Source organism: Streptomyces pseudovenezuelae (assembly GCF_001513955.1).
In the GTDB taxonomy this organism is placed as follows: Bacteria; Actinomycetota; Actinomycetes; order Streptomycetales; family Streptomycetaceae; genus Streptomyces; species Streptomyces pseudovenezuelae.
The window spans coordinates 886574-910077 of record NZ_KQ948147.1; the positions used below are offsets into that span (position 1 = coordinate 886574).

Consider the following 23504-nt stretch of genomic DNA (forward strand, 5'->3'; position numbering starts at 1 on the left):
TGGCGGGACGCGGTTGCCTCCGGCGCAGCCTGCGTGGCTGCCGCGCCCGTCGCAGTGGTCGGCGATACGACCGCCACGTGACCGGCGCGCCCCCCGACACCCGCGCCCCGGGCTCCGGCCCGCCGGCGCATGGGCCGGTCGACCGTCCTCCCTGTCTTCCCCGTCCGACCCCCGGAGGGACGAGGCTGCCTCCGGCACCGTCCGCCGGAGGCAGCCCCCGCGTGCGGCCGAGGCAGCCGCCTCTCCGCCTCAGTGCACGCCGTGCGGGCGGAACTGGATGCTGATGCGCGGTCCCGTCGCGCGCGTGGACTTCGGTACGGCGTGCTCCCAGGTGCGCTGGCAGGAGCCGCCCATCACGATCAGGTCGCCGTGGCCCAGCGGCCGCCGCACCGTCTCGCCGCCCCCACGCGCCGGCCGCAGCAGCAGATCGCGTGGCGCGCCGACGGAGAGGATCGCGACCATGGTGTCGTGGCTGCCGCCGCGCCCGCCCCGGTCGCCGTGCCAGGCGACGCTGTCCCGGCCGTCGCGGTAGTGGCAGAGCCCCGCCGTGGTGAACGGCTCGCCGAGCTCGTCGGCGTAGTGCGCGGTGAGCGCGTCGCGCGCCTCGGTGAGCACGGGATGCGGCAGCTCGTCGTCCCTTCCGTAGAAGGCGAGCAGTCGCGGGACGTCGACGACGTGGTCGTACATCGTGCGGCGCTCCGCACGCCAGGGCACGTCCGCGGCCAGCTGTTCGAACAGGATGTCCGAGCCGCCGAGCCAGCCCGGCAGTACGTCGATCCAGGCGCCGTGGGCGAGCACGGTACGGCGGATCCCGTCGAGGGTGCCGAGCCGGAGCTGGTCGGTCTGGTCGAAGAGGGAGCCCTGGAGGTGCGCGGTCATGAATCCAGCGTACTCCTAATTCGAAAATCTGTTCCCATGGGTTTCCGGCGGGGCCAGACCCTTTCGATACATCGATGTATCGGATACGTTGATGTATCGAACGGAGGGCCGACATGACGGTGGAGGAGACGACCAGGCGCGTGACCAAGCGCCGGGTCCGCACGCGCGCCAACCTCCTGGACGCGGCGTTCTCGGTGTTCGCCGCCAAGGGCTTCGGCCGGGTGTCGATCGAGGAGGTCTGCGAGGCCGCCGGATACAGCCGCGGAGCCTTCTACTCGAACTTCGACAGTCTCGACGAGCTGTTCTTCGCGCTCTACCGGCAGCGCGCCGACCTGATCGCCGATCAGGTCTCCGGAGCCCTCGCCCTCGACGGCCCCGGCCTCGACGTGCCGGCCGCCGTCGACCGGGTCACCGAGGTGCTGCTCCTGGACCGCGACTGGCTCCTCGTGAAGACCGACTTCCTGGTGCACGCGGCCCGCGCGCCCGAGGTCGCCCGGACCCTGCTCGAACACCGGGCCCGGCTCCGGCGCGCCATCGCCGACCGGCTGGCACGCACACGTGGGCACGCCGAACTGCCCGCCGTGCTGGTGGACGTCGAGGGCGCCGCCCACGCGGTGGTCGCCGCCTACGACGGGGTCACCGTCCAACTGCTGCTGGACGGGGACCTGGAGCGGGCCCGCGTCTGGCTGAAACAACTGCTCACCGCGCTGCTCACCGACGGCAGCGACACCACCGTATGAGGGAAGGGACGGTCGCCATGGATGCCGACGTCATCGTCGTCGGAGCGGGGCTCGCGGGCCTGGTCGCCGCGCACGAGCTCACCAGCCGCGGCAGGAGGGTCGCGCTGGTCGACCAGGAGAACGCCGCCAACCTCGGCGGCCAGGCCTTCTGGTCCTTCGGCGGGCTCTTCCTCGTCGACTCCCCGGAACAGCGGCGCCTGGGCATCAAGGACTCCTTCGACCTCGCCTGGAACGACTGGCAGGGCAGCGCGCAGTTCGACCGCGTCGAGGACGAGGACTCCTGGGCGGTGCGCTGGGCGCGCGCCTACGTCGAGTTCGCGGCCGGCGAGAAGCGGTCCTGGCTGGAGGGGCACGGCATCAAGTTCCTGCCCACCGTCGGCTGGGCCGAGCGCGGCGACCTCACCGCCCACGGTCACGGCAACTCCGTGCCCCGCTTCCATGTCGCCTGGGGCACCGGTACCGGAGTGGTCGAGCCGTTCGTCGGGTACGCCAAGCAGGCCGCGCGGGACGGGCTGCTGACCTTCTACCACCGCCACCAGGTCGACGAGCTCGTCGTCGAGGAGGGCGCCGCGCGCGGGGTGCGCGGCACGGTCCTGGCCGAGGACAACTCCGCGCGCGGTGTGGCCTCCAGCCGCGAGCGCGTCGGCGACTTCGAGCTCACCGCCCGGGCCGTCGTCGTCACCACCGGCGGCATCGGCGCCAACCACGACATCGTCCGCCGTTACTGGCCCGAGCGGCTCGGCACCCCGCCCGCCGAGATGGTCACCGGCGTGCCCGCCTACGTGGACGGCCGGATGCTCGACATCAGCGCGGACGCGGGCGTCCGCCTGGTCAACCGCGACCGCATGTGGCACTACACCGAGGGCATCCAGAACTGGGACCCGATCTGGCCCGGCCACGGCATCCGCATCCTGCCCGGCCCGTCCTCCATGTGGTTCGACGCCCTCGGCCGCAGGCTGCCCGAGCCCTGCCTGCCCGGCTACGACACCCTCAGCACCCTCAGGCACCTGCGCACCACCGAGGACATCGCGGAGCACGACCACTCCTGGTTCGTCCTCACCCAGAAGATCATCGAGAAGGAGTTCGCGCTCTCGGGCTCCGAGCAGAACCCGGACATCACCGCCAAGGACCGCGCCGGCTTCCTCAAGGAGCGCGTCCTCGGCAAGGGCGCGCCGGGACCGGTCGACGCGTTCCTGCGCAAGGGCGCGGACTTCGTGACCGCCCCGAACCTGGAACAGCTCGTCGAGAAGATGAACGGTCTCACCGACAAGGCACTCCTGGACGCCGCGGGCCTCCGCCGCCAGATCGAGGCCCGCGACCTCCAGATCGCCAACTCCTACAGCAAGGACGCCCAGGTGCAGGGCATCCGCAACGCCCGCCGCTACATCGGCGACCGCCTCGGCCGGGTCGCCACCCCGCACCGCCTCCTCGACCCGGCCGCCGGCCCCCTGATCGGTGTCAAGCTGCACATCCTGACCCGCAAGACCCTCGGCGGCATCCAGACCGACCTCGACTCCCGCGCCCTGGGAACCGACGGCCGGCCCCTCGACGGGCTGTACGCGGCGGGCGAGGTCGCCGGCTTCGGCGGCGGCGGGGTCCACGGCTACAACGCGCTGGAGGGCACCTTCCTCGGCGGCTGCCTCTTCTCCGGGCGCGCGGCGGGCCGGGCGGCGGCGAAGCAGGTCGGCTAGGACCCCAGCAGGCGCACCAGCACGGTGGCGTGGCTCTGCTCCGGCGTCTTCGACGCGGTCAGCAGGGTCACGTCACCCCGGCCCGCCAGCTCCCGGACGCGGTCGAGCAGTCCCGCCGCCTCGGGATCGGCCAGCTCCGCCTCGTACCGCTCGGCGAACTCCTCGTAGGAGCCCTCGCCCGCGTGGTACCAGCGGCGCAGCTCGGTCGACGGGGTGAGCGCCTTCGGCCACTCGTCGACGCGGGCCGCTTCCTTGGACAGGCCGCGCGGCCACAACCGGTCGACCAGGACGCGGACGCCGTCCTCGGGCTCGGGGGGTTCGTAGACACGGCGGACGCGCACGCTCACGGGCGGCCTCTCGACGAAGTGACGACTGCGTCGGGAGCGTACTGCGGAGCCCGTCGCGACTTGACCTGATCAAGGGTGAGTTGCGGGGGAGGGGGCCTTTAGTGTGAAGCGGTTGTCCACCCCCCGACCTGTAGGAGAGCACGTGCCGAAGGCCGTCAGACGCACCTTCGTCCTCGTCACCACCCCCGTGGCCCTCGCCGCCCTGCTCGGGGCCGCCGCGCCGGCGTCGACGGGCTCGCCCGGAGCCGGCGACCCCTACTTCCCGCTCGCCGGGAACGGCGGCTACCACGTCGGCCACTACGATCTGACGCTCCGTTACGACACCGGCAGCGGTCGTCTCGACGGGAAGGCGGTCCTCACCGCCCGCGCCACCGAGCGCCTGACGCGCTTCGACCTCGACTTCACGGGGCTGACCGTCACGGGCCTGACGGTCGGAAAGGCCAAGGCCGGGTTCCGCCGCTCCGGACAGGAACTCGTCGTCACCCCGCAGCGCGCCCTGCGCAAGGGGGAGCGATTCACCGTCACCGTGACCTACCAGGGGAAGCCCGCCCCCGTCACCGACCCGGACGGCTCGCTCGACGGCTGGATTGCCACCGACGACGGAGCCTTCGTCGCAGGGGAACCGCAGGGGGCGATGACCTGGTTCCCGGCCAACAACCACCCCACGGACAAGTCGTCGTACGACTTCACGATCACCGTCCCCCAGGGGCGCACCGCGGTCGCCAACGGCGTCCTGTTCTCCCGGCGGACCGTGCACGGCAGGACCACGTTCCGCTGGCACCAGAGCGAGCCCATGGCCGCCTACCTGGCCACCGCGACCGTCGGCAAGTTCAAGGTGGAGCAGTTCACCACCGGGAACGGCATCCGCGTCTACAACGCCGTCGACGCGCGCGAGGCCGCCGCCTCGGCACCCGTGCTCAAGAAGCTGCCCTCCGTCCTGGAGTGGGAGAGCAAGCTCTTCGGGCCCTACCCGTTCCGCGCCGCCGGATCGATCGTGGACCACGCCCACAACGTGGGCTACGCGCTGGAGACCCAGAGCCGTCCGGTCTACGACCGCGCGCCCGACCTGAGCACCCTCGTCCACGAGAACGCCCACCAGTGGTTCGGCGACTCCGTCTCGCTCACCTCCTGGAAGGACATCTGGCTCAACGAGGGCTTCGCGACCTACACGGAGTGGCTCTACGCCGAGCAGCACGGCGGCGACAGCGCGCAGAAGACCTTCGACGCCCTGTACGCGAAACCCGCGAGCGACGGCCTGTGGGAGTTCCCGCCCGGCAACCCCGGCAGCGGCGCCAACATCTTCGGCACCCCCGTCTACGCCCGCGGGGCCATGACCCTGCACGCGCTGCGCACGGCCGTCGGCGACCGGGCGTTCTTCCTGATCCTGCGCGCCTGGGCGTCCGGACACCGCTACGGCCACGGCACCACCGCGCAGTTCGAGCACCTCGCGCAGCGGGTGTCGGGCAAGGACCTGGACGGGCTGTTCCGGACCTGGCTGGACACGCCGGGCAAGCCGAACCGACCCTAGAAGCTGACGAGTTCCTTACAACTGTCGGCCACAGTCGTTTCATGATCACACGCAGAACCCATGTCACTCTGCTCGCCGCATCCCTGCTTCTCACCGGATGCGGCGGCGGAGCCGTGGCCGGGACGGCGAGCATGCCCACGCCGTCCCGGGAACCGTCGCCGCCCGCTCCCTCGCCGGAGAGCTCCGTCGAGGTCGCACCCCGGCAGATACCAGGGCTCGGCCCGAAGACGTGGGCGAGAATCCCGGCCGGCACCCGGCAGGCCGTCGTGGTCACCGGGCAGGGCCGCGACTCGCCGGACTCCACCGTGGTCCTCTACCAGCGCACGGCGGCCGGCTGGCGGGCCGGCGCGCAATGGCCCGCCCACAACGCCCTCAAGGGCTGGTCCGACCACCACCTGGCCGGCGACCTGCGCTCACCGATCGGCGTGTTCACCCTCACCGACGCCGGAGGGCTGCTGAAGGACCCCGGCACCAGGCTGACGTACGACCGCGGTGTCGGCTTCACCTCGCCCGGCACGGGCTTCGAGGGCGAACCGCTCGCCGGGTCCTTCGACTACGTGATCGCCATCAACTACAACCGGCGGCCCGGCACGTCACCGCTGGACTGGACCCGGCCCATGGGCGCCGGGCGCGGCGGCGGGATATGGCTGCACGTCGACCACGGCGGTCCCACCCACGGGTGCGTGAGCATCGCCGAGAAGCACATGAAGGAACTGCTGCTCACCCTGGACCCCGCCCTGCGTCCCGTCGTCGTCATGGGCGACGCCAAGTCCCTCGCCCGCTGAAGCGCTTAGGATCCGCCGGGTGTGCGCACATGTGCTGGTCGCCGAGGACGACGAGATGCAGGCCGAACTGATACGGCGGTCCCTGCTCGCGGAGGGCCACACGGCCACCGTGGTCCACGACGGCCGGGCCGCCCTGGACGCGGCCCGGCGGGTCGCCCCCGACCTCGTCGTCCTGGACCTGATGCTGCCGGTGATCGACGGCTTCGGCGTGTGCCGGGTGCTGCGCCGCGACGCGGACATCCCCGTCGTGATGCTCACCGCACGCTCCGACGAGGACGACGTCCTGCTGGGCCTGGAACTGGGCGCCGACGACTACATGACCAAGCCCTACAGCCCACGCGAGCTGATGGCCCGCATCCGGACCGTCCTCAGACGCAGCGGACGGGGTGCCGAGTCCGGCCGGCGTGAGGATCCCGCCGTCCGCGCCGGAGACCTCGCCGTGGACCCCGTACGGCACGAAGTGCGGTGCGACGGGGCGCCGGTGGAGGTCACTCCAGCCGAGTTCGAGATCCTGCTGGCCATGGTCGCCGAGCCCGAACGGGTCTTCTCGCGGCGGCAGTTGCTGGAGATCACCCGGGGCACCGACCGGGCCTCCACCGAACGGGCCGTGGACGTCCACATCATGAACCTGCGCCGCAAGATCGAGGCCGATCCGCGCCGCCCGGCGCGACTGCTGACGGTGTTCGGCGTGGGCTACAAGCTCAGCGGCGGCCGCGGATGAGCGCGCGGATACCCCTGCACAAGCGATTGCTGGTCCGCCTGCTGATCACGTCCGGGCTCATCGCCGTGTGCTCGGTGGCCGCGACGGCCTGGCTGGCCGTGGCGACCACCACCCAGGCCCTGCGCGAGGAACAGGGACAGGCACTCGCCGACGACATGGACGTCCTCGCCGAACTGAGCGGGTACGCGGCGACCCACCCCGACTGGACCGGGGTGGCCGCCACCGTGCGGAAGCTGTCCGCGAGGACCGGCCGGCGCATCGCCCTGACCGCCGCGGACCGCCGGGTCATCGCCGACTCCGCGCCGCCCGGCACCTCCCTGCCCCCGAGCGCGGCCGCCGCCGTCGACCCGCTGCACACCGACACCTACAGCGAGCGCGGCGCCCAGATCTCGGGCATCGATCCGCGAGCGGTGGGCCCGTACCGGCTCACCGAGGCGGAACGCCTCAAGGTCGCCGCCCTGGCCCGCAAGCGGCAGCTCTGCTTCTCCCGGTTCGGTGTGGAGACCAGCCTGAGCCGCGCGCCGAGCGGACGGACCGTCCTCACCGACGACGACAGCGGCTCCGAGCCCGACTACGTGCCCGACGCCTGCGCCGACGGACTGCTCAACACGCCCACGCCGACCGAGCAGACGGCGGTCAAGGCGCTCCAGGGGCTCGCCCGCGACTGCCTGACCAAGGCGGGCCTCGACCCCCGGTCCGCCGCGCTGCTGGGGACCCCACCGACCGGCCTTGACCTGCGCACTCCCGCCCCCGGCAAGCTCGCCGCCAAGGAGGCGCGCCTGGTCCAGCCCTGCCTCGACCAGGCCCGCCGCGCCCAGCTCGACCCGTACGTGGCACCGGTGGCCGAACTCTTCCTGGGCACGGGGGACACCCCCGCCGTGCTGTTCGACATGTCCCCCGCCAACAAGGCCAAGGTCGTCGGCACCGCGTCGCTCGTGCTCGCCGTCACCGTCGCCGCGACCGCCCTGGTCGCCACCCGGCTGGTGCGGCCCCTGCGCGCGCTCACCGCGGCGGCCCAGCAGCCGCCAGAACTCCATGTGCGGGTCCCCGTCACCACCCGGGACGAGACCGGCATCCTCGCCGTCGCCTTCAACGACCTCACCGAGCGCCGTGAGCGCCTGGAGGCCCAGCGCAAGGCGATGGTCAGCGACATCGCCCACGAACTGCGCAGCCCGCTCACCAACATCCGCGGCTGGCTCGAAGTGACCCGGGACGGGCTCGTCGACCCCGACCCGGCCCTGCTCGCCTCCCTGCACGACGAGGCCCTGGTCCTGCAGCGTGTCATCGACGACCTCCAGGACCTCGCGGACGCCGACGCCGGCACCCTGCGCCTGCACCGGGAGCCCGTCCGCTGCGACGAACTCCTCCAGCAGGTCGCCGCGGCCCACCGCGTCGCCGCCGACGCGGGCCGGGTCGAACTGCGCACCGACGTCGGCGGCGAGCCCTGGCTGGACGCCGACCCGGTCCGTATGCGGCAGGCGCTCGGCAACCTGGTGTCCAACGCGCTGCGCCACACCCCGGCCGGCGGCTCGGTCGCCCTGTCCGCGCGCCGGGACGGCGACGAGATCGTCCTGGAGGTCGCCGACACCGGTACCGGCATCGCGCCCGACGAACTCCCGCACGTCTTCGAGCGGTTCTGGCGCGCGGAGAAGTCCCGCAGCCGTCGTACCGGTGGCTCGGGACTGGGCCTGCCCATCGTCCGACACCTGGCCGCGGCCCATGACGGAACGGTCGCCGCAGCGAGCGAGCCCGGCACCGGCAGCGTCTTCACGCTCCGGATGCCGGGGGGCCAGGCGCCCCGTCCGGACGCCTGATTCCGCGCGTGGCATGCGGCGGGAATCCCGTAGGCCCGCGAGAGGAGAGGGAGATCGGGAGACGCGCGTGCCGGACGGGACACCGAACGGGCCCGGTGGACCGGACCCGTTCAGATTCGCCCGTCAGCCCGCCCTTCTCCGTGCGGCGGCCGCGCGCCGGGCGAGCGCCCGGCGTTCCGTCTCACTGGTGCCGCCCCAGACGCCGATGCCCTGGCCCGTGTCCAGCGCCCACTGAAGACACTGCTCCTCGACGGGGCAGCGCCGGCAGACGGACTTGGCCTGCTCCGTCTGGACCAGCGCCGGACCGGTGGTGCCGATCGGGAAGAAGAGATCCGGGTCCTCGCGGCGGCACGCGGCATGGGTTCGCCAGTTGTCCATCAAAGTCACCTGCGATCGAAGTCGTACGTGCCCTCGTGCATGCCTTACTCGCTTTCGGGTCACCTGTCGATGCGCCGTGAAACCACCGGGTCCCGTGAGACGCGACCGGTCACTGCTCGCGAACGCCCCACGGGGAGCCGTAGGCGGTCAGCAGATCCAGGAACGGCCGGGCCGGGAACGCCTCCGGACCGAGGACGCCCGTGCCGGACCAGGCGCCGGTGGCGAGGAGTTCGAGGGCGACGACCGGGTTCACCGCGGTCTGCCACACCACGGCCTGACACCCGTACTCCGCCATGGACCACTGGTTGTCGACCACGTGGTAGAGGTACACCTCGCGCGGCGCCCCGTCCTTGACGCCCTTCACCCAGGTGCCCGCGCAGGTCTTGCCGTGCATCCGGTCGCCCAGGGTCGCCGGGTCGGGCAGGCACGCGGCCACCACGTCCCGCGGGGACACCGCGACCGGACCCGCCGGTCCCGGCACGGTCACCGGCTCGGTGCGGTCCAGGCCCAGCAGGTGCAGCGTCTTCAGCGTCTCGACGAACTCGCGGCCCAGACCGTACTTGAAGGTGACCCGGCGGGCACCGACCCAGCGCGGGACGAGCAGCACCTCCTCGTGCTCCACGTTCACGCACTCGACCGGGCCGATGCCCTCGGGGAAGTCGAAGACCTCGGGCTCGCTGAAGGGCTCCGTCGTGAACCAGCCGCGTTCGGCCTCGTAGACCACCGGCGGGTTGAGGCACTCCTCGATGGTGGTCCAGATGCTGAAGGAGGGGGCGAAGTCGTAGCCGTCGACGGTGAGGTTCGCCCCGTCGCGGACACCGATCTCCTCGATCTCGTCGAAGAGTTCGTCGGCCGCGTACCGGGCGAAGACGTCCGAGAGGCCCGGCTCCACGCCCATGCCGACGACGGCCAGCGCGCCCGCCTTCTCCCACTCCTCGGCCTGCGCGAACTGCTCGTCGCCGAGCTTGGTCCCGCACTCCTCGTACGGCCGCTCGGGATGCGGACGGGACAGGGACATCGCCATGTCGACATAGGTCGCCCCGGCGGCGCGCGCGGCCCGGAACAGGGGCATCACGAACCGCGGGTCGGTGGCGTTGAGGAGGACGTCGCAGGCGTGCCGCTCCAGCAGAGCGGTCACGGCCGACTCGTCGCCCGCGTCCACGCGCTCCGCACGGAAGCGGCGGCCGCGGTCGCCGAGCGCGGCCACCGCGGCCTCGGCGCGGGCCGGGTCGTAGTCGGCGACGACCATGGCGTCGAGGAACGGCCGCCGGGCGGCGATCCGGGTGACGGCGGTGCCGACGCCCCCGGCGCCCACGAGCAGTACACGCATGACAAACACTCCCTGACGGGTCGAGGTCGCAGTGGTAGGGGCCCTGGCGGAGATACAACGCCGCCCGCTCGCATAAGGTCAATGGCGTTGGCATAAGGAGGCTCACCATGCCGAAGCCCGTGGTTCCCGAGGCGCAGCGTCGACGGCGCAGGCCCACCAGGAGCGGGACCGTGCTGTCCGAGGAGCTGATCGTCGAGACGGCGCTGCGCATGCTCCGCGAACACGGCAGCACCGGTCTGACCGCCCGGCGCCTGGGTCTGGCCCTGGACGCCGACCCGAGCACGCTCTACCGCTACTTCCGCGGCATGGACGACCTGACGCTGGCCATCGGCGACGCCCTGATCGGCCAGGCGCTGGAGGGCTGGGCACCGACCGGGCAGTGGCGGCACGATCTGCGCGAGGTGGGCCTGCGCATCCACGCGGCGTACGTCTCCCATCCCCAGGCGGCGGTGCTGACGGCCAGCAGGGTCACCGGCCGGGCCAACGAACTGGCCGCGGACGAGGCGGTCCTGGACATCCTGCGCGGCGCGGGCTTCCCCCTGCGGGACACCGTGCGGATCTACCACGCCTTCATCGACCAGACGCTGGCCTTCGCGGCGCTGGACGCGGCCTCCCTCGCCCTGCCGAGCGCGGCGCTGGACGCCGACGAGGACAAGTGGCACTCGACCTACGCGCGCCTGCCCGCCGACCGCTATCCGAGGATCGCCGAGGCGGCACGTCTGCTGACGGCACGCATGGTCACCAGCGCCTATCCGACGGCGCTGGACATGCTGCTGGACAGTGTGGACAGGCAGCGTCCGCGAAGGGCGGCCGTCTCACCGGAGCGCTTCTGAGGCGGCCGCCGTGACGACATCGGCCACCGCGGCCAACGCCGGCGAGTCCAGCTTCCACTGCTGCCAGTACAACGGGACGTCGACCGGCCGGTCAGGGGCCAGCGCGACCAGCCGCCCGGACCGCAGCAGCGGATCCGCCTGCGCCTCGGGCACCATTCCCCACCCCAGCCCCAGCGCGACCGCCTCCACGAACCCCTCTGACGTGGGGACCGTGTGACGCGTCCGACCGGCCCCGGCCCGGCCGAGCTCGCGGAGGAACCCGTCCTGGATGTCGTCGCTCCGGTCGAACGTCACCACCGGCGCGTGCGCCAGCGCGTCCGGCAACGACCCGTCCAGCCGGCGCTCGACGAAGTCCGGAGCGGCCGCCGCGAGATACCGCATACGCCCCAGCGTCCGCACCGAACACCCCGCCACGGCCTCCGGCGACGACGTCACCGCCGCCATCACCAGTCCCTCCCGCAGCAGTTCGGCCGTCCGGGTCTCGTCCTCGCGCCGGAGCTCGAAACACAGCCGCTCCTGTCCCGGAACCCGCCTGAGCGCTCCCAGGAACCAGGTCGCCAGGGAGTCCGCGTTCACCGCGACCGACACCCGGGTCACCTCGCCCTCGCCCGGCAGGCCCAGCGCGGCGAGCGCGTCCCGCTCCAGACGGGCCAGCTGCCGGGCGAACCGCACCACCACCTCGCCCGACTCGGTCGGCCGCACCGGCTTCGTACGCACCAGGAGCACCCGCCCCGTGCGCTGCTCCAGTGCCTTCACCCGCTGGCTCACCGCCGAGGGCGTCACGTGCAGGGCGGCCGCCGCCGCGTCGAACGTGCCCTCGTCGACCACCGCGAGCAGCGTCCGCACCTGATCGAGGGGAAGCTCGGCGCCCTGGGTTGTCGTCATCACGAGAGCTAATGATAGATAAGAATCTTTAGCTGTACGTGCGGTGATCGTCTCCGTACCGTCGAAGCCATGTCCGCTTCACTGTCCGCCGCTGCCGCGGGTTTCGGCACCGGTCTCTCCCTCATCGTCGCCATCGGCGCCCAGAACGCCTTCGTCCTGCGCCAGGGGATCCGCCGCGACGCGGTCCTCGCCGTCGTCGGCATCTGCGCCCTCTCCGACGCCCTCCTGATCACCCTCGGCGTCGGCGGTGTCGGTGCCGTGGTGGTGGCCTGGCCGGGCGCGCTGACCCTGGTCGGCTGGATCGGCGGCGGCTTCCTGCTCTGCTACGGCGTCCTGGCCGCCCGCCGGGTTCTGCGGCCCGCGGCGTCGGGCCTTCGGGCGGAGGGCGAGGTGACGGGCTCCCGGAAGCGGGCGGTGCTGACCTGTCTGGCGATGACCTGGCTCAACCCGCATGTCTATCTCGACACCGTGTTCCTGCTCGGCTCGGTGGCCGCCGACCGCGGCCCGCTGCGCTGGACCTTCGGGCTCGGTGCCGTGCTCGCCAGCCTGTGCTGGTTCGCCGCGCTCGGGTTCGGGGCCCGGCTGCTCAGCCGCTTCCTCGCCCGCCCGCGCGCCTGGCGGGTCCTCGACGGACTGGTCGCCACGACGATGATCGCCCTGGGCCTCACCCTCGTGGCCGGGGCGTGAGGCCCACAGGCGTTCCACAGCCCGAGACCTCGCCTCCCGAACGCCTGGACGATGCTGCGATAGTGAACCCCGGATCCGTTAGATGTATCGAGCAACCAGGAATCGCGTGGACACCGGCGAGAGCAGCACCGAACCCAGGAGCACCGACCCGAGGACACCGGCCGCGGACGAGACCCCGCCACCCCGGCGCGGCTGGCGGCGCTGGGCGATGGACACCCGCCCGCTGCGCATCCCGGCCTACCGCCGGCTGTGGACGTCGACCATCGTCACGGCCGTCGGCAGCCAGCTCACCGCCGTCGCGGTGCCCAAGCAGATCTACGACATCACCGGCTCCTCGGCCTGGGTCGGCGCCGCGAGCATGGCCGGGCTGCTCCCGCTGATCGTGTTCGCGCTGTGGGGCGGCGCGGTCGCCGACACCATGGACCGCCGCAAGCTGCTCCTCATCACCAACAGCGGCATCGCCGTCACCTCGGTCCTGTTCTGGCTCCAGGCGGTCAGCGGGCTCGACTCGGTGGCGGCCCTCATGGTCCTGCTCGCGGTGCAGCAGGCGTTCTGGGGTCTGAACGCCCCCGCCCGCAACGCCTCCATCGCCCGCCTGGTCCCCGAGGGCCAGCTGCCCGCCGCGAACGCCCTCGGCTCCACCGTCATGCAGACCGGCCAGGTGGTCGGCCCGCTGCTCGCGGGGGTGCTGATCCCGGTGATCGGCCTGCCGGAGCTGTATCTCATCGACGCCCTGGCGCTGTGCGTCACGGTGTGGGCGGTGTACCGGCTGCCCTCCCTGCCGCCGCTCGCGAGCGCGGTGGCGCGCCGGGCGGGCGTACGGGAGATCGCGGAGGGCTTCCGGTACATCTCGGCCCACAAGGTGCTGCTGCTCTCCTTCCTCGCGGACATCGTCGCCATGGTCCTCGGCATGCCCCGGGCTCTGTTCCCGCAGCTCGCCTCCGAGACCTACGCGCCGTACGGCGAGGGGCTCGCGCTGGGACTGCTGTTCGCCGCGATCCCGATCGGCGCGGTGCTCGGCGGGCTGTTCTCCGGCACGTTCTCGCGGGCCCGCCGGCACGGCTGGATGGTCATCGGCGCGGTCGTGGCCTGGGGTGTGGCCATCACCGGCTTCGGGCTGAGCAGCAGTCTCTGGCTCGCGGTGGTGTTCCTGGCCGTCGCCGGGGTCGCCGACATGGTCTCGATGGTCTTCCGCGGGGCGATCCTGCTGTCCGCCGCCACCGACGAGATGCGCGGCCGGATGCAGGGCGTCTTCACCGTCGTGGTCGCGGGCGGCCCCCGCCTCGCCGACGTCCTGCACGGCACCGCCGGCTCGGTCTTCGGCGCCCGCGCGGCGGTGGCCGGCGGCGGCCTCCTGGTCGTCGTCGTCATGCTGACCCTGGCGTTCGCCGTGCCGGCCCTGCGCCGATACCGGATCTGAGGGCTACAGGGTCCCCCTGCGGTGCGAGCCGTACTGCTCCATGAGCTTGCCCCGGGTCGTCTCCAGGCGGTGGGCGAGGATCTCGGCCACGCTGCGGACCAGGATCATCCCGAGCTGCCGGTCCTCCTCGCACAGCCGGAGCACCGCCGCCGCGTCGAACTCGTAGGCGCGCACGGGACTGAAGGCCTCCGCGCCGAAGTCCCACCGGTACGGCGGGAACAGCCAGGACCAGCCGAGCAGGTCGCCCGAGCCGAGTGCGGCGACGGTGACCCGGTGCTGCGTGGTCACCTGCTGGGTCAGTGACACAGCTCCGGAGCGGACGACCCAGAAGCGGTCGGCCGTACCGCCCGCCTCGAAGATGTGGACGTCCTCGGCGAAGGAGACCTCCTTGGCGAGCGTCATCAGGCTCTGGCGCTGCGGCTGCGGTAGTGCGGTCAGCAGTTTTATCGCTTTGGTCATGACGCGGGGCTCCTCGCCGGCGATGGATTCCGGTGTTGTGCCTACGCCCATTTCAGCGGCTGCCGCCGCTCGGGGCACCTCGGCGGATGTGAGGATCTGCGCAGGGCATGAAAAAGCCCTGGCTGGACGGGGGAGGCCAGCCAGGGCAGTCAGAGGTGGTGTCGGAGGACGGTATGTCGACTCCGTCACCACGTATGGATGAACCGTAAACCATCCATGGTGATTTCGCGCAATCGAATCCGAGGTGCGTGACCGGTTTCACTCGGCGTGCGCGTTTGCCACCCTGATCGTCGCTGTCGATCGGTGCGTACCGGTACGCCCGGCGGTCAGCGGCTGCCCGGCCTGATCACCTCGTCCAGCACCCTGGTCACCGCCTCGTAGGCCAGGGTGCGTACCGCGGCGTCCCGGGCGGCCTGCGGATCGGTGGGTTCCAGCTCGTCGCTCCGCGCCCGCCAGGACCGCTCCTCCTCCGCCGCGCAGGCCCGGGCCCGCTGGATCCGGCGCATCAGTTCATCTGAGTCCACGACATCCGTCATACAGATCGCGTACCCCGGTAACGCGATCGAATGGCCGGGAGTCCTGGCCGGAACGCGGAGGTTTGACCCGGCGCCCAGAGGTCAGCCGATGGATGGAGGCCTGCGGAGGGCGCGCACCGTACATCACGGTCACCGTGTCCGTGGGTCCGGCCGGGCCCGGCTGCTGCTTCACCGACCTGAGAACCACCTGTCGATCCACTGATCAGGAGCCACGTCATGTGCGACGAGCACAGGACCGAAGCCGCCCCCGAACTGTCCGTCGCACGCCGGCGCGTACGCCCTCGGCCGTCCAAGCCGGCCGAGGCCCGCCGGGCGGTGGAACGGGCGGTGTCCGAACGCTGCCGCGCCACCCACACCCCGTGCGACGCGCAGGCACTCTCGGACGCGTTGCTCGTCGCCTCGGAACTCACCACCAACGCCATCCTGCACGGCGGCGGCGTCACCGACTTCCGCGTCACCGTCGAGGGCCGGGGCGTGTGCGTGTCCGTCAGCGACGGCAGCGCCGAGGTGCCGGTCGCCAAGGCGCCCGTCGACCCGCACGGCAGGTGGCGGCCCGGCGGCCACGGCTGGCCGATCGTGTGCCGGCTGGCCCGCGACGTCCGCGTGACCGACCTGCCCTCGGGCGGGAAGTGCATCACCGCCGTGGTGCCCCTGAGCTAGCGCGGCACCTGTGGGAAAGCCGCCGGAAAACGGAGTTACGCCGCCGGAGTTTGGGTGCCATAGGGCAGGGCAGACGCACATTCGTGCTTCGGACCGGAGGCGCCCCAGCGGGAGCGGTATGGCTGCTGCGGGCCCCCTTCGGTGGTCCCGGCGTCGTTCCTCCCGCGGTCAGACCCTGAACCCGTTCTTCAGGAGCGAATCCGCATGCTCACCGACACGTCGACCAGCCGTACCACCACCCAGGACCGTTCCTCCGCTTCCGGCAGGCGGCGCCACGACGACGCCCCTGACACCATGGCTCTCTTCACCCGGCTCGCCGGGCTGGAGGAAGGCCCCGAACGGGACGCCCTGCGCGACGAACTCGTCACCGCCTGGCTGCCCATGGCCCACCGCATCGCGGGCCGGTTCCGCGACCGCGGGGAGTCCATCGAGGACCTGCGCCAGGTCGCGGCCCTCGGGCTCGTGAAGGCCATCGACCGGTTCGAACCGGAACGAGGCGCCTTCGAGAGCTACGCCGTCCCCACCATCACCGGCGAGGTCAAGCGCCACTTCCGCGACCGTATGTGGGCCCTTCGGGTCCCCCGCCGTGTGCAGGAACTGCGCAACAAGGTGCGAGTGGCCCGGCGCGAGCTCACCCAGAACCCCGGTTCCCCGGAACCGACGCCCGCCGCCCTCGCCGCCCACACCGGCCTGACCGAGGAAGAGGTCACCGCCGGCCTGGAGGCCCTCGAAAGCTTCAGCACGCTCTCCCTGGACGCCGAACTCTCGGCCGGCGACGACGGCTACAGCCTCGCCGACACCCTGGGCGGCCCGGACACGTCGTACGACGTGGTCGTCGACCGCGAGTCGGCCAAGGAGGGCCTGCGCCGGCTGCCCGAGCGCGAGCGCGCCATTCTCTACATGCGTTTCTTCGAGGACATGACACAGAGCCGTATCGCCGACCAGCTGGGCATCTCGCAGATGCACGTCTCCCGGCTCATCAGCCGCAGCTGCGCCCGGGTGCGCGACGAGGCGCTGGCCGACCGGTCGAGGCGGCAGGCCGACGGGCAGACCGAGGCCTGAGGGGGAGGGAAACAGATGCTGATACCCGATCGCACGTTCCTGCGGCGACTCGTCCAGGAGTACCAGGCGCTGCGGGCCGAGGAGTCCGCGACGGCCGCCGAACCGAGCCCGCGGGCCCGGGACCTCGCCTACACGCTCTGCGTGTCCACCGGCACCAGGGACGTGCGGCTGGCCCTGGAGACGGCCCACCGCCTGCTCGCCGCCCTACCCGAACCCGCGCGACTCGCGGACTGACCGCACATCGATCGACCGCACTCCGTGTGACCGCCCGCCAGGGCGGCATCCGGACTTCCAGGAGGTCCACATGACCACGAGCTCCACGGCCTCGACCGGCCGGATCGAGGCCAGGCGGGCGGCACGCGGCTCCGTCATGGAGGGCGCCGCCCGCGCGGGGTTCACCGCCCGCGGAGTGATCTATCTGCTGGTCGGTGTGCTGGCGCTGCAGATCGCCTTCGGCGACGGCAAGCGCCAGGCCGACCGCGGCGGCGCCCTCGCCGCCCTTGCCGACAAGCCGTTCGGCTCCGTCGTCCTGTGGGCCCTGGGCGTCGGGCTCGTCGGCATGGCCCTGTGGCGGCTGTCCGAGGTGGTGTTCGGCGCGGTCGGTCCCGACGGCGACAAGGCCACGAAACGACTGCTGTCGGCGGCCCGCTGCGTCTTCTACGCCTTCGTCGCCTATTCCGTGCTGTCCTTCGCGGTCGGCTCCGGCGACGGCGGATCCAGCGACAGGCAGTCCAAGGACGTCACCGCCCGGGTCCTGGAGTGGCCCGGCGGGCAGTGGCTGGTGGCCGTCGCGGGTGTCGGTGTCGCGGTGGCCGGTGTGTGGATCGCGGCCCAGGCGCTGCGCAGGTCCTTCCACGACAAGATGAAGCTCGCCCAGATGGGCCGGCGGGTCAGGAAGTTCGTCGATGTGACGGGCGTGGCCGGCGGAGTGGCGCGGGGCGTGGTGTTCACCGCCGCGGGCGCCTTCGCCGTCCGGGCCGCGGTCGACTACGAACCCAAGAAGGCGAAGGGCCTCGACGACACGCTCCGCTCCTTCGCCGACACCCCGCTGGGACCGTGGCTGCTCGTCCTGGTCGCCGTCGGCCTGGTGCTGTTCGGGGTGTTCTCCTTCGCGATGGCCCGCTGGCGGCGGGTCTGAGTGAGCCGCGCGTCACGGGGAACCCGGGATGCATGAACGAACCCGAGCTTCCGCCCGACGGTAGGCCCGTGGACGTCTACCTGGACCTTCTGCGCATCCGTATGGCCTCGGAGGACTACGAGCTTCTGCTCAGCGTGGTCCGCCCGGTCCTGCGGGCGATCGACGAACATCAATTGCCCGCTCTGGACTTCGCGCTGGAGGACAGCCGGCAGGACGGTCTGCCCCAGGAGGTCCGCGACGAGGCCGCCCTGGTCATCGCCACCGCGGTGACCGGTCGAATGGACAACAAGGTGATCGAACTCCATGTCGATGACAGCAGCCCGATCCGGGTGGTCACCGACGCGGACACGGCATCCGATCCGGTCCGCCTCGGTGAGATCGCCGACTACATCCGCGAACGCCGGCAACTCGACGACGAGTTGCGCGGCATCGCCGAGGTGAGCGGTCTGCCCACGGATCTGTGAGCACCGCGCCCTATCGCCGGGGCGCCGCCACCGGCACGTGCAGCGGCCGGGCCAGACCCACCACGGTCTCGTCCAGCCGCTGCACGTGCCGCAGCACACGGTCGGTGACCCGGCCGAAGCGGGGCGTGCCGGGGACCTCGCTCTCCAGCAGTGACGCGATGCTCGGCCCGGTCTCCACCGCGGCGGTGGAGCGCTCGTCGGCGACCCGCGCGGCGATGGCCCCGATGTTGTCCCCGATGCGCCGGCCGGCCCGGCGCAGCCGGGGATCCGCCGCGATCGAGGGATGGGTGGGCAGCAGTTCGGCCGTGGCCGCCAGCGAGCGCGCGTGGTACGCGCAGGTCTCCAGGAGCGCCACGACATAGCGGGCCGTGTCGCGCCGGGCCCGCAGCGGCGTGATCGGGTGGGTGAGCGGCTGGGTCGCCGCCCGCAGATCGGCCAGCGCCTGGTCCAGGTCGCGCGCCTGGTCGAGCAGTTCCTCGGGGGAGCCGCCGCTGAGCTGGTCCACTGCGGCCTCGGTGACGTCGTCGAGCCGCTCCAGCACGGTGACGAGCAGGTCGTTGGTACGGCGGTCCGTGCGCACCGGCAGGACGAACGCCGCCGCGATCACCCCGCAGGCCGCGCCGAGCGCGGTCTCCTCCACGCGCAGCACCAGCACCGAGAGGCTGTAGGTGTGCAGCAGCGTGTAGAGCAGGCCCAGGGCCGCGGTGACGAAGAACGACATCAGGGTGTAGGAGAGCGGCGCGGTGTAGAACATCGCGAACACCAGCACCAGCACCAGGGCGAACGCCGTCCAGGTGTGCTGCCCCACCACCCCGGCCAGCACGATCCCGGCCAGCACCCCGAGGACGGTGCCCAGCAGCCGCCGGTAGCCCTTGACCAGGATCTCGCCCGTGGACGCGGTGTTGATGAAGACGATCCAGCAGGTGAGCACGGCCCAGTACCAGCGCTGGCTGGAGAGGAACTCGCCGCCGACGATGGCGAGCGCGGAACCCACGGCGACCTGCACCGCGGCCCGCGTCGTGGGCCGGCTGAGCCCCGTGCGCTCCTCCGGTGTCCCGTCGTCCTCCTCGCCGGCGTCGATGACGGCGTCCTCGGCGTCCAGTTCCTCGCGCGAGCGGGCCGTCGCGGGGGAGTCGTCCGACTCGTCCTGCGGGCCGTCCAGGGCGATCCTGAGGCCCAGCACCGCGCGGGCGGCCTCGCCGACGCCCCGGAAGACGTCCTGGACGGCGGGCGGCGCGGGCGGCAGGTTCTCCTCCTCGCGGTAGCCGAGCAGCCGGTTGCGGACCTGGGACAGGGCCGTGCCGGACCTGGCGGCGGCCGGGCGCAGCACCAGCAGCCGCAGCGCCTCCAGATCGCGGCGCACCCTGGCCATGGCCTCGTCCCGGCCGGGCATCCGGCCCGCCCGCGGGGCCGGCGCACCGGGCAGATGCAGGGTGAGGGTGTCCGCGCGCTCGGCGCTGCGGGCCGTCAGCAGCAACAGGCCGAGCCGCTCGGCGGCGATCTCGGCGTCCGCGATACGCCGCTGCACCAGTCGCGCCGCGGCCGCGTCGGAGGTCCCCTCCTCCAGCCGCCCCTGGATCATCAGCGCCGTCTCGTGCAGCCGCGCGGTCCCCTCGCGTACGTCCTTCAGCGCCGCGTCGATCTCCTCGGGCCCGGCGTCCAGCAGTTGGAGCTGCGCGGACACCAGTTGGGCCAGCCGGACCCGGAAGGCCTCCCGCAGGCGTTCGAGCAGGCCCGTGGGGGTTTCCGGCACCAGCAGGAAACGCGCCGCGGCGCTGCACAGGAAGGCGACGCCGAGGACGCCGTACAGCTCGGGCAGGCCGGAGACGGTGGCGCCGACGAACAGGGAGACGAAGTAGACCTGGAAGCCGATCAGGCCGAGCGCGGTGCCCCGGTCGCCGAAACGGCGGCTGTAGACGGCGCAGAAGATCAGCGCGACGAAGAAGAGGTCACCGGCCAGCACCCGGGAGCTCAGCAGCGCGCCCAGGGACAGAGAGGCCAGCGCCACCGGGAGGCCCAGGGCAAGCGTCACGGCCTGGGAGGACCGCTGCTTCTCCCGGATGGAGAAGGTCGCGACCATCGCCGCGATCGCGCCCGCGACCAGATGCGGGACACTCGCCCCCAGCAGACCGAGCACGGCCAGCGTGAGGGCGATCGCCCCCACCGTGCGCAGACCCGCGGCCAGCCGGAGCAGTCCCGGGTCCGACGCCGCGACCCGATCGCGCAGCCTCGCTGTGTTCACTCCGCCGTACTCACTCCCGTGTCACGTCATGATCCGTTCCAGCATGGCACGGCGGGGTGGATCACTCGCCCTTGGCCTCCGCGAGGGTGTGGGCGACGAGCGCGTTGGCGTGGCCGTGCCCCAGCCCGTGCTCGGCCTTCAGCCAGGCGACCAGCTCCATGTGCCGGGTCAGCGGCGAGGAGCGGACGAGCTCCTTCCACTCGGCGATCGGGCGGCCGTACTTCTTCTCGATGGAGGGGAAGTAGCTCGCGGGGCCCTTCACGGTCTCGGCCATGGCGGTGTCCTTTCGGGGGCGCTGTGCTGTCTCTCCTGAGACCGCCGGCCGGCCGGAAACCGATCGGCGGCCCGGAGTGACGTGCGCCACACCTACGGGTCCAGCCGGCCCGTCCCCTCGACCTGCGCCCGGACCTGATCCGGCGTCAGGTACGCGTCGGTGTACTCGAAGTCCTTCAGCTTGGCGGGCTTGCGGGCCTGGAAGCCGGTCCGCACGAAGTCGTCGCCCGCGATGGCGTTGAGCGTCCAGTTCGTCGCCACCCGGACCTTGGCGACATTGGTGCGCAGCGCGGCCCAGTGGTAGCCGCGGGCGGCGAACTGGGCGGGCAGACCGCGCAGTTCGATGCCGAGCGGCTTGGAGACGGCGTCCGTGCCGCCGAGGTCGACGACGAGGCCGAGGTCCTTGTGGACGTACGGCTCCAGCGGCCGGCCCCGCAGCGTGGCGATGACGTTGTCGGCGACCTTCTTGCCCTGGCGCATCGCGTGCTGCGCGGTGGGCGGGCAGATCGCGCTGTCGTCGTCCTTGGCCTTGTCGGGCACGGCGGCGGAGTCGCCGAGCGCGAAGACGCCGTCCTGTCCCGGCAGGGTCATCTCGGCGGTGACCGCGAGCCGCCCGCGAATCGTTTCCGCGCCGAGGGTGGCCATGAGCGGGCTGGCGACCACGCCCGCGGTCCAGATCAGGGTCCGGGTCGGCACCACCCGGCCGTCGGTGAAGGTGACCTCGTCGGGGCCCGCCTTCTCGATGGAGACACCGAGCGACACGTCGATGCCGCGCCGGCGCAGGATCTCCTGCGCGCTGCGGCCGAGCTTGTCGCCCAGCTCCGGCATCAGCTTCGGGGCGATGTCGATCAGATGCCACTTGATCAGCGACGGGTCGATGCGCGGGTAGCGCTTGACCGCGGCGTGGGTGAGCTTCTGCAGACAGGCCGCCGTCTCGGTGCCCGCGTATCCGCCGCCGACGACCACGAACTGGAGCCGCGCCGCGCGCTCGGCCGGGTCCTGGCTGGCGTCCGCGAGGTCGAGCTGGGAGATGACGTGGTCGCGGATGTAGGCGGCCTCGGCGAGGGTCTTCATGCCGAAGGCGTGCTCGGTGAGGCCGGGGATGTCGAAGGTGCGGGTGATGCTGCCGGGAGCCAGCACGATGTAGTCGTACGGTTCGTTGATGATCTCGTCCGTGATGGTGCGGATCACGCAGACCTTGGACTTTAGGTCCACGCCGATCGCGCCGCCCGGGATGATCCGGGTGCGGTACTTCTTGCTGCGGCGCAGGGAGACGGCGATCGACTGGGGCGTCAGCACGCCGGAGGCGACCTGGGGCAGCAACGGGAGATAGAGCTGGTAGGCGAACGGCGTCACCAGGGTGACATCGGCTTCGTCCGGGGAGAGTTTGCGCTCCAGCCGGCGCACGCATTCGACTCCGGCGAAGCCGGCGCCAACCACCAGGATCCTGGGTCGTGTCACGGTGTTCATCCCTCTCTGCGGCTCCAGGCGGTCTGCCTCGAACGCCCTTCGTCTGCCCGTGCGGGCGTGACGAATGCGTCGAGGACCACCTTGCCCGTCCCGGCCTGAAAGTGCACCGGGAGAAAGGTGAAGGAGGTGCGCGGACCGGACGCGGGGAAATCGCCTGTGAGAGCGCCGGTCGCCGAATGTGTGTGCGGCAGAAGGGTATTGGGTGCTGTGGGCCCGCTCGCAGCCGAGAGCCGGGCTTCGCGCATCACTCGGGAGGAAAGGAGCAGTGTGACCACCGACAGAATCTGGTCGTACGCGCCGGACAGCGGATACGTCGAGGGACAGGACCTGACGGGCTTCAGCGTCGTCGCGAGCGACGGCACGATCGGACACGTGGACCGGCAGGCCGCCCCCCACGGCATGGCACACCTCGTCGTCGACACCGGCGTCTGGATCTTCGGCCGCAGCGTCCTGGTCCCGGTGGGCGTCGTCACCCGCGTCGACACCGACGAGCAACGGGTCACGCTGGCCTGCACCGAGTCGGAGGTGAAGGCGGCCCCCCGCTTCCGCACCGACAGCGAGACCCGTGACAGCGAGTACCTCGCGGCGGTCGGCGCCTACTATCTGCAGCTCGCGGCCTCCGCCTGACCGGACCGGGGGAGCGTCACCACGGCAGGAAGACGTGCACGTCCTTGCCTCGCTCGTCGGTCACCACGCTGACCTGGTCGCACAGGGCGTGCACCAGGTGCCAGCCGATGCCGCCGCCTCCCGTGCGCGGATCGAAGGAACGCGGGGCCGGCGGCGTCGGGTTGGTGTCGCGCAGCGTCACGTGCACGCCGTCGAAGGTGCGGCGCAGGCGCAGGACGAAAGGCCCCGGCGCGTACTGGACGGCGTTGGCGGCGAGTTCCGTGACCACCAGCAGGATGTCGTCCCAGTGCTCGGGGGTCGCGGGCGGCACGCTCTGGCCCAGGTCGTCCAGGAATTCCTCAGCGGCGAGCCGCGCACCCGTCACGCAATGCGGCTCGCCCGCGAAACGGGTGGTGCGGCTCGGAATCGCCTCGGAAGTCAGTGTCTCGTCCCAACGCGGCTCGGTGCCGTGCCGCTCTCACGGCCCGGCGTCAGCGGGTTGTCGTACTCTCTCACGTCGCCACTGAGCCGTGTTCCCGAGGGCGGGCGGCCCAAT

Annotated in this window: 26 protein-coding genes; 15 read left to right on the plus strand and 11 right to left on the minus strand. The window is 72.0% G+C overall.

Annotated elements, in window-relative coordinates:
• Positions 1-249: 249 nt before the first annotated feature.
• On the minus strand, positions 250-879 hold the full coding sequence (locus AQI94_RS20265) for an alpha-ketoglutarate-dependent dioxygenase AlkB (RefSeq protein ID WP_031041128.1): 630 nt from the start codon (positions 877-879) through the stop codon (positions 250-252).
• A gap of 113 nt (positions 880-992) precedes the next feature.
• Here AQI94_RS20265 and AQI94_RS20270 point away from each other — a divergent pair, with 113 nt between their 5' ends.
• Positions 993-1619 (plus strand): TetR/AcrR family transcriptional regulator, encoded by a 627-nt coding sequence (locus AQI94_RS20270; protein ID WP_031041125.1) that lies wholly within the window; start codon positions 993-995, stop codon positions 1617-1619.
• Positions 1620-1636: 17 nt separating this feature from the next.
• The gene (locus tag AQI94_RS20275) at positions 1637-3310 is read left to right on the plus strand and encodes an FAD-binding dehydrogenase (RefSeq protein WP_031041122.1); all 1674 of its coding nucleotides are present in this window, start codon (positions 1637-1639) and stop codon (positions 3308-3310) included.
• On the opposite strand, the gene AQI94_RS20280 is transcribed toward AQI94_RS20275, so the two are convergent.
• Positions 3307-3657 carry a DUF488 domain-containing protein gene (locus tag AQI94_RS20280; protein ID WP_031041119.1) on the minus strand — a complete coding sequence of 117 codons (351 nt, stop codon included), beginning with the start codon at positions 3655-3657 and terminating at the stop codon, positions 3307-3309. The genes AQI94_RS20275 and AQI94_RS20280 overlap by 4 nt on opposite strands.
• A gap of 142 nt (positions 3658-3799) precedes the next feature.
• On the opposite strand from AQI94_RS20280, the gene AQI94_RS20285 reads away from it, so the two are divergent.
• From AQI94_RS20285 to AQI94_RS20300, 4 genes are read left to right on the plus strand one after another with little or no spacing between them, the layout of a single operon-like run.
• Positions 3800-5185, plus strand: coding sequence for a M1 family metallopeptidase (locus tag AQI94_RS20285; protein WP_031041117.1), 1386 nt, complete (start codon positions 3800-3802; stop codon positions 5183-5185).
• A 41-nt stretch (positions 5186-5226) separates the two neighbouring features.
• Positions 5227-5970: a L,D-transpeptidase family protein gene (locus AQI94_RS20290; protein WP_031041115.1), complete on the plus strand. Its 744-nt coding sequence runs from the start codon at positions 5227-5229 to the stop codon at positions 5968-5970.
• A gap of 19 nt (positions 5971-5989) precedes the next feature.
• Positions 5990-6691 (plus strand): response regulator transcription factor, encoded by a 702-nt coding sequence (locus AQI94_RS20295; RefSeq protein WP_051832002.1) that lies wholly within the window; start codon positions 5990-5992, stop codon positions 6689-6691.
• Complete coding sequence (locus AQI94_RS20300; protein ID WP_031041109.1) at positions 6688-8505, plus strand: sensor histidine kinase; 1818 nt, start codon at positions 6688-6690, stop codon at positions 8503-8505. The genes AQI94_RS20295 and AQI94_RS20300 overlap by 4 nt, the downstream gene beginning before the upstream one ends.
• A 123-nt stretch (positions 8506-8628) precedes the next feature.
• On the opposite strand, the gene AQI94_RS20305 is transcribed toward AQI94_RS20300, so the two are convergent.
• Entirely contained in the window at positions 8629-8883 is a 255-nt protein-coding gene (locus tag AQI94_RS20305) for a WhiB family transcriptional regulator (RefSeq protein WP_031041107.1), read from the minus strand.
• Positions 8884-8992: 109 nt separating this feature from the next.
• Positions 8993-10213: a saccharopine dehydrogenase family protein gene (locus AQI94_RS20310; protein ID WP_031041105.1), complete on the minus strand. Its 1221-nt coding sequence runs from the start codon at positions 10211-10213 to the stop codon at positions 8993-8995.
• A gap of 107 nt (positions 10214-10320) precedes the next feature.
• Between AQI94_RS20310 and AQI94_RS20315 the strand changes: the two genes are divergently transcribed.
• Positions 10321-11046: a TetR/AcrR family transcriptional regulator gene (locus tag AQI94_RS20315; RefSeq protein ID WP_037941728.1), complete on the plus strand. Its 726-nt coding sequence runs from the start codon at positions 10321-10323 to the stop codon at positions 11044-11046.
• Here the strand turns inward: AQI94_RS20315 and AQI94_RS20320 are convergent.
• Entirely contained in the window at positions 11029-11931 is a 903-nt protein-coding gene (locus AQI94_RS20320) for a LysR family transcriptional regulator ArgP (protein WP_031041101.1), read from the minus strand. The two genes, AQI94_RS20315 and AQI94_RS20320, sit on opposite strands and share 18 nt — an antisense overlap.
• Positions 11932-12000: 69 nt before the next feature.
• Between AQI94_RS20320 and AQI94_RS20325 the strand changes: the two genes are divergently transcribed.
• Positions 12001-12618: a LysE/ArgO family amino acid transporter gene (locus AQI94_RS20325; RefSeq protein WP_031041098.1), complete on the plus strand. Its 618-nt coding sequence runs from the start codon at positions 12001-12003 to the stop codon at positions 12616-12618.
• An 82-nt stretch (positions 12619-12700) separates the two neighbouring features.
• Positions 12701-14038, plus strand: a complete 1338-nt coding sequence (locus AQI94_RS20330) for an MFS transporter (RefSeq protein ID WP_107064222.1) — start codon at positions 12701-12703, stop codon at positions 14036-14038.
• 3 nt (positions 14039-14041) lie between these two features.
• On the opposite strand, the gene AQI94_RS20335 is transcribed toward AQI94_RS20330, so the two are convergent.
• Together AQI94_RS20335 and AQI94_RS20340 are read right to left on the minus strand one after the other, a co-directional pair.
• A complete protein-coding gene (locus tag AQI94_RS20335) occupies positions 14042-14497 on the minus strand; it encodes a cyclic nucleotide-binding domain-containing protein (protein WP_031041091.1) in 456 nt (151 codons plus the stop codon).
• Between the two features lie 326 nt (positions 14498-14823).
• Positions 14824-15033: a hypothetical protein gene (locus AQI94_RS20340; protein WP_031041088.1), complete on the minus strand. Its 210-nt coding sequence runs from the start codon at positions 15031-15033 to the stop codon at positions 14824-14826.
• A 216-nt stretch (positions 15034-15249) separates the two neighbouring features.
• Between AQI94_RS20340 and AQI94_RS20345 the strand changes: the two genes are divergently transcribed.
• The 5 genes from AQI94_RS20345 to AQI94_RS20365 all read left to right on the plus strand — a co-directional run bounded on the left by AQI94_RS20345 (position 15250) and on the right by AQI94_RS20365 (position 18357).
• Positions 15250-15693 carry an ATP-binding protein gene (locus AQI94_RS20345; protein WP_031041087.1) on the plus strand — a complete coding sequence of 148 codons (444 nt, stop codon included), beginning with the start codon at positions 15250-15252 and terminating at the stop codon, positions 15691-15693.
• 204 nt (positions 15694-15897) lie between these two features.
• Positions 15898-16755 carry a SigB/SigF/SigG family RNA polymerase sigma factor gene (locus AQI94_RS20350; protein WP_031041084.1) on the plus strand — a complete coding sequence of 286 codons (858 nt, stop codon included), beginning with the start codon at positions 15898-15900 and terminating at the stop codon, positions 16753-16755.
• A gap of 15 nt (positions 16756-16770) precedes the next feature.
• Positions 16771-16989 carry a DUF5133 domain-containing protein gene (locus AQI94_RS20355; protein WP_031041081.1) on the plus strand — a complete coding sequence of 73 codons (219 nt, stop codon included), beginning with the start codon at positions 16771-16773 and terminating at the stop codon, positions 16987-16989.
• Positions 16990-17059: 70 nt separating this feature from the next.
• A complete protein-coding gene (locus tag AQI94_RS20360) occupies positions 17060-17893 on the plus strand; it encodes a DUF1206 domain-containing protein (protein WP_031041078.1) in 834 nt (277 codons plus the stop codon).
• Between the two features lie 32 nt (positions 17894-17925).
• Positions 17926-18357, plus strand: coding sequence for a hypothetical protein (locus tag AQI94_RS20365; protein WP_031041075.1), 432 nt, complete (start codon positions 17926-17928; stop codon positions 18355-18357).
• A gap of 10 nt (positions 18358-18367) precedes the next feature.
• On the opposite strand, the gene AQI94_RS20370 is transcribed toward AQI94_RS20365, so the two are convergent.
• The 3 genes from AQI94_RS20370 to AQI94_RS20380 form a co-directional block, all read right to left on the minus strand.
• Positions 18368-20599: an FUSC family protein gene (locus AQI94_RS20370; RefSeq protein ID WP_031041072.1), complete on the minus strand. Its 2232-nt coding sequence runs from the start codon at positions 20597-20599 to the stop codon at positions 18368-18370.
• Positions 20600-20660: 61 nt separating this feature from the next.
• Positions 20661-20873 (minus strand): DUF4287 domain-containing protein, encoded by a 213-nt coding sequence (locus AQI94_RS20375; RefSeq protein WP_031041070.1) that lies wholly within the window; start codon positions 20871-20873, stop codon positions 20661-20663.
• Positions 20874-20965: 92 nt separating this feature from the next.
• Positions 20966-22342 carry an NAD(P)/FAD-dependent oxidoreductase gene (locus AQI94_RS20380; RefSeq protein ID WP_031041068.1) on the minus strand — a complete coding sequence of 459 codons (1377 nt, stop codon included), beginning with the start codon at positions 22340-22342 and terminating at the stop codon, positions 20966-20968.
• 267 nt (positions 22343-22609) lie between these two features.
• On the opposite strand from AQI94_RS20380, the gene AQI94_RS20385 reads away from it, so the two are divergent.
• Positions 22610-22969: a hypothetical protein gene (locus tag AQI94_RS20385; protein ID WP_031041066.1), complete on the plus strand. Its 360-nt coding sequence runs from the start codon at positions 22610-22612 to the stop codon at positions 22967-22969.
• Positions 22970-22985: 16 nt separating this feature from the next.
• On the opposite strand, the gene AQI94_RS20390 is transcribed toward AQI94_RS20385, so the two are convergent.
• A complete protein-coding gene (locus AQI94_RS20390; RefSeq protein WP_031041064.1) occupies positions 22986-23390 on the minus strand; it encodes an ATP-binding protein in 405 nt (134 codons plus the stop codon).
• Between the last annotated feature and the right edge of the window lie 114 nt (positions 23391-23504).

What these genes read in the sequence shown, in the direction of transcription:
- AQI94_RS20345 (WP_031041087.1), top strand. Translation starts at nt 15,250, where the DNA reads ATGTGCGACGAGCACAGGACCGAAGCCGCCCCCGAACTGTCCGTCGCA.
- AQI94_RS20375 (WP_031041070.1), bottom strand. Translation starts at nt 20,873, where the DNA reads ATGGCCGAGACCGTGAAGGGCCCCGCGAGCTACTTCCCCTCCATCGAG.
- AQI94_RS20365 (WP_031041075.1), top strand. Translation starts at nt 17,926, where the DNA reads ATGAACGAACCCGAGCTTCCGCCCGACGGTAGGCCCGTGGACGTCTAC.
- AQI94_RS20310 (WP_031041105.1), bottom strand. Translation starts at nt 10,213, where the DNA reads ATGCGTGTACTGCTCGTGGGCGCCGGGGGCGTCGGCACCGCCGTCACC.
- AQI94_RS20380 (WP_031041068.1), bottom strand. Translation starts at nt 22,342, where the DNA reads ATGAACACCGTGACACGACCCAGGATCCTGGTGGTTGGCGCCGGCTTC.
- AQI94_RS20360 (WP_031041078.1), top strand. Translation starts at nt 17,060, where the DNA reads ATGACCACGAGCTCCACGGCCTCGACCGGCCGGATCGAGGCCAGGCGG.
- AQI94_RS20355 (WP_031041081.1), top strand. Translation starts at nt 16,771, where the DNA reads ATGCTGATACCCGATCGCACGTTCCTGCGGCGACTCGTCCAGGAGTAC.
- AQI94_RS20330 (WP_107064222.1), top strand. Translation starts at nt 12,701, where the DNA reads ATGTATCGAGCAACCAGGAATCGCGTGGACACCGGCGAGAGCAGCACC.
- AQI94_RS20350 (WP_031041084.1), top strand. Translation starts at nt 15,898, where the DNA reads ATGCTCACCGACACGTCGACCAGCCGTACCACCACCCAGGACCGTTCC.
- AQI94_RS20325 (WP_031041098.1), top strand. Translation starts at nt 12,001, where the DNA reads ATGTCCGCTTCACTGTCCGCCGCTGCCGCGGGTTTCGGCACCGGTCTC.
- AQI94_RS20270 (WP_031041125.1), top strand. Translation starts at nt 993, where the DNA reads ATGACGGTGGAGGAGACGACCAGGCGCGTGACCAAGCGCCGGGTCCGC.
- AQI94_RS20320 (WP_031041101.1), bottom strand. Translation starts at nt 11,931, where the DNA reads ATGACGACAACCCAGGGCGCCGAGCTTCCCCTCGATCAGGTGCGGACG.
- AQI94_RS20300 (WP_031041109.1), top strand. Translation starts at nt 6,688, where the DNA reads ATGAGCGCGCGGATACCCCTGCACAAGCGATTGCTGGTCCGCCTGCTG.
- AQI94_RS20275 (WP_031041122.1), top strand. Translation starts at nt 1,637, where the DNA reads ATGGATGCCGACGTCATCGTCGTCGGAGCGGGGCTCGCGGGCCTGGTC.
- AQI94_RS20340 (WP_031041088.1), bottom strand. Translation starts at nt 15,033, where the DNA reads ATGACGGATGTCGTGGACTCAGATGAACTGATGCGCCGGATCCAGCGG.
- AQI94_RS20290 (WP_031041115.1), top strand. Translation starts at nt 5,227, where the DNA reads ATGATCACACGCAGAACCCATGTCACTCTGCTCGCCGCATCCCTGCTT.
- AQI94_RS20315 (WP_037941728.1), top strand. Translation starts at nt 10,321, where the DNA reads ATGCCGAAGCCCGTGGTTCCCGAGGCGCAGCGTCGACGGCGCAGGCCC.
- AQI94_RS20335 (WP_031041091.1), bottom strand. Translation starts at nt 14,497, where the DNA reads ATGACCAAAGCGATAAAACTGCTGACCGCACTACCGCAGCCGCAGCGC.
- AQI94_RS20265 (WP_031041128.1), bottom strand. Translation starts at nt 879, where the DNA reads ATGACCGCGCACCTCCAGGGCTCCCTCTTCGACCAGACCGACCAGCTC.
- AQI94_RS20305 (WP_031041107.1), bottom strand. Translation starts at nt 8,883, where the DNA reads ATGGACAACTGGCGAACCCATGCCGCGTGCCGCCGCGAGGACCCGGAT.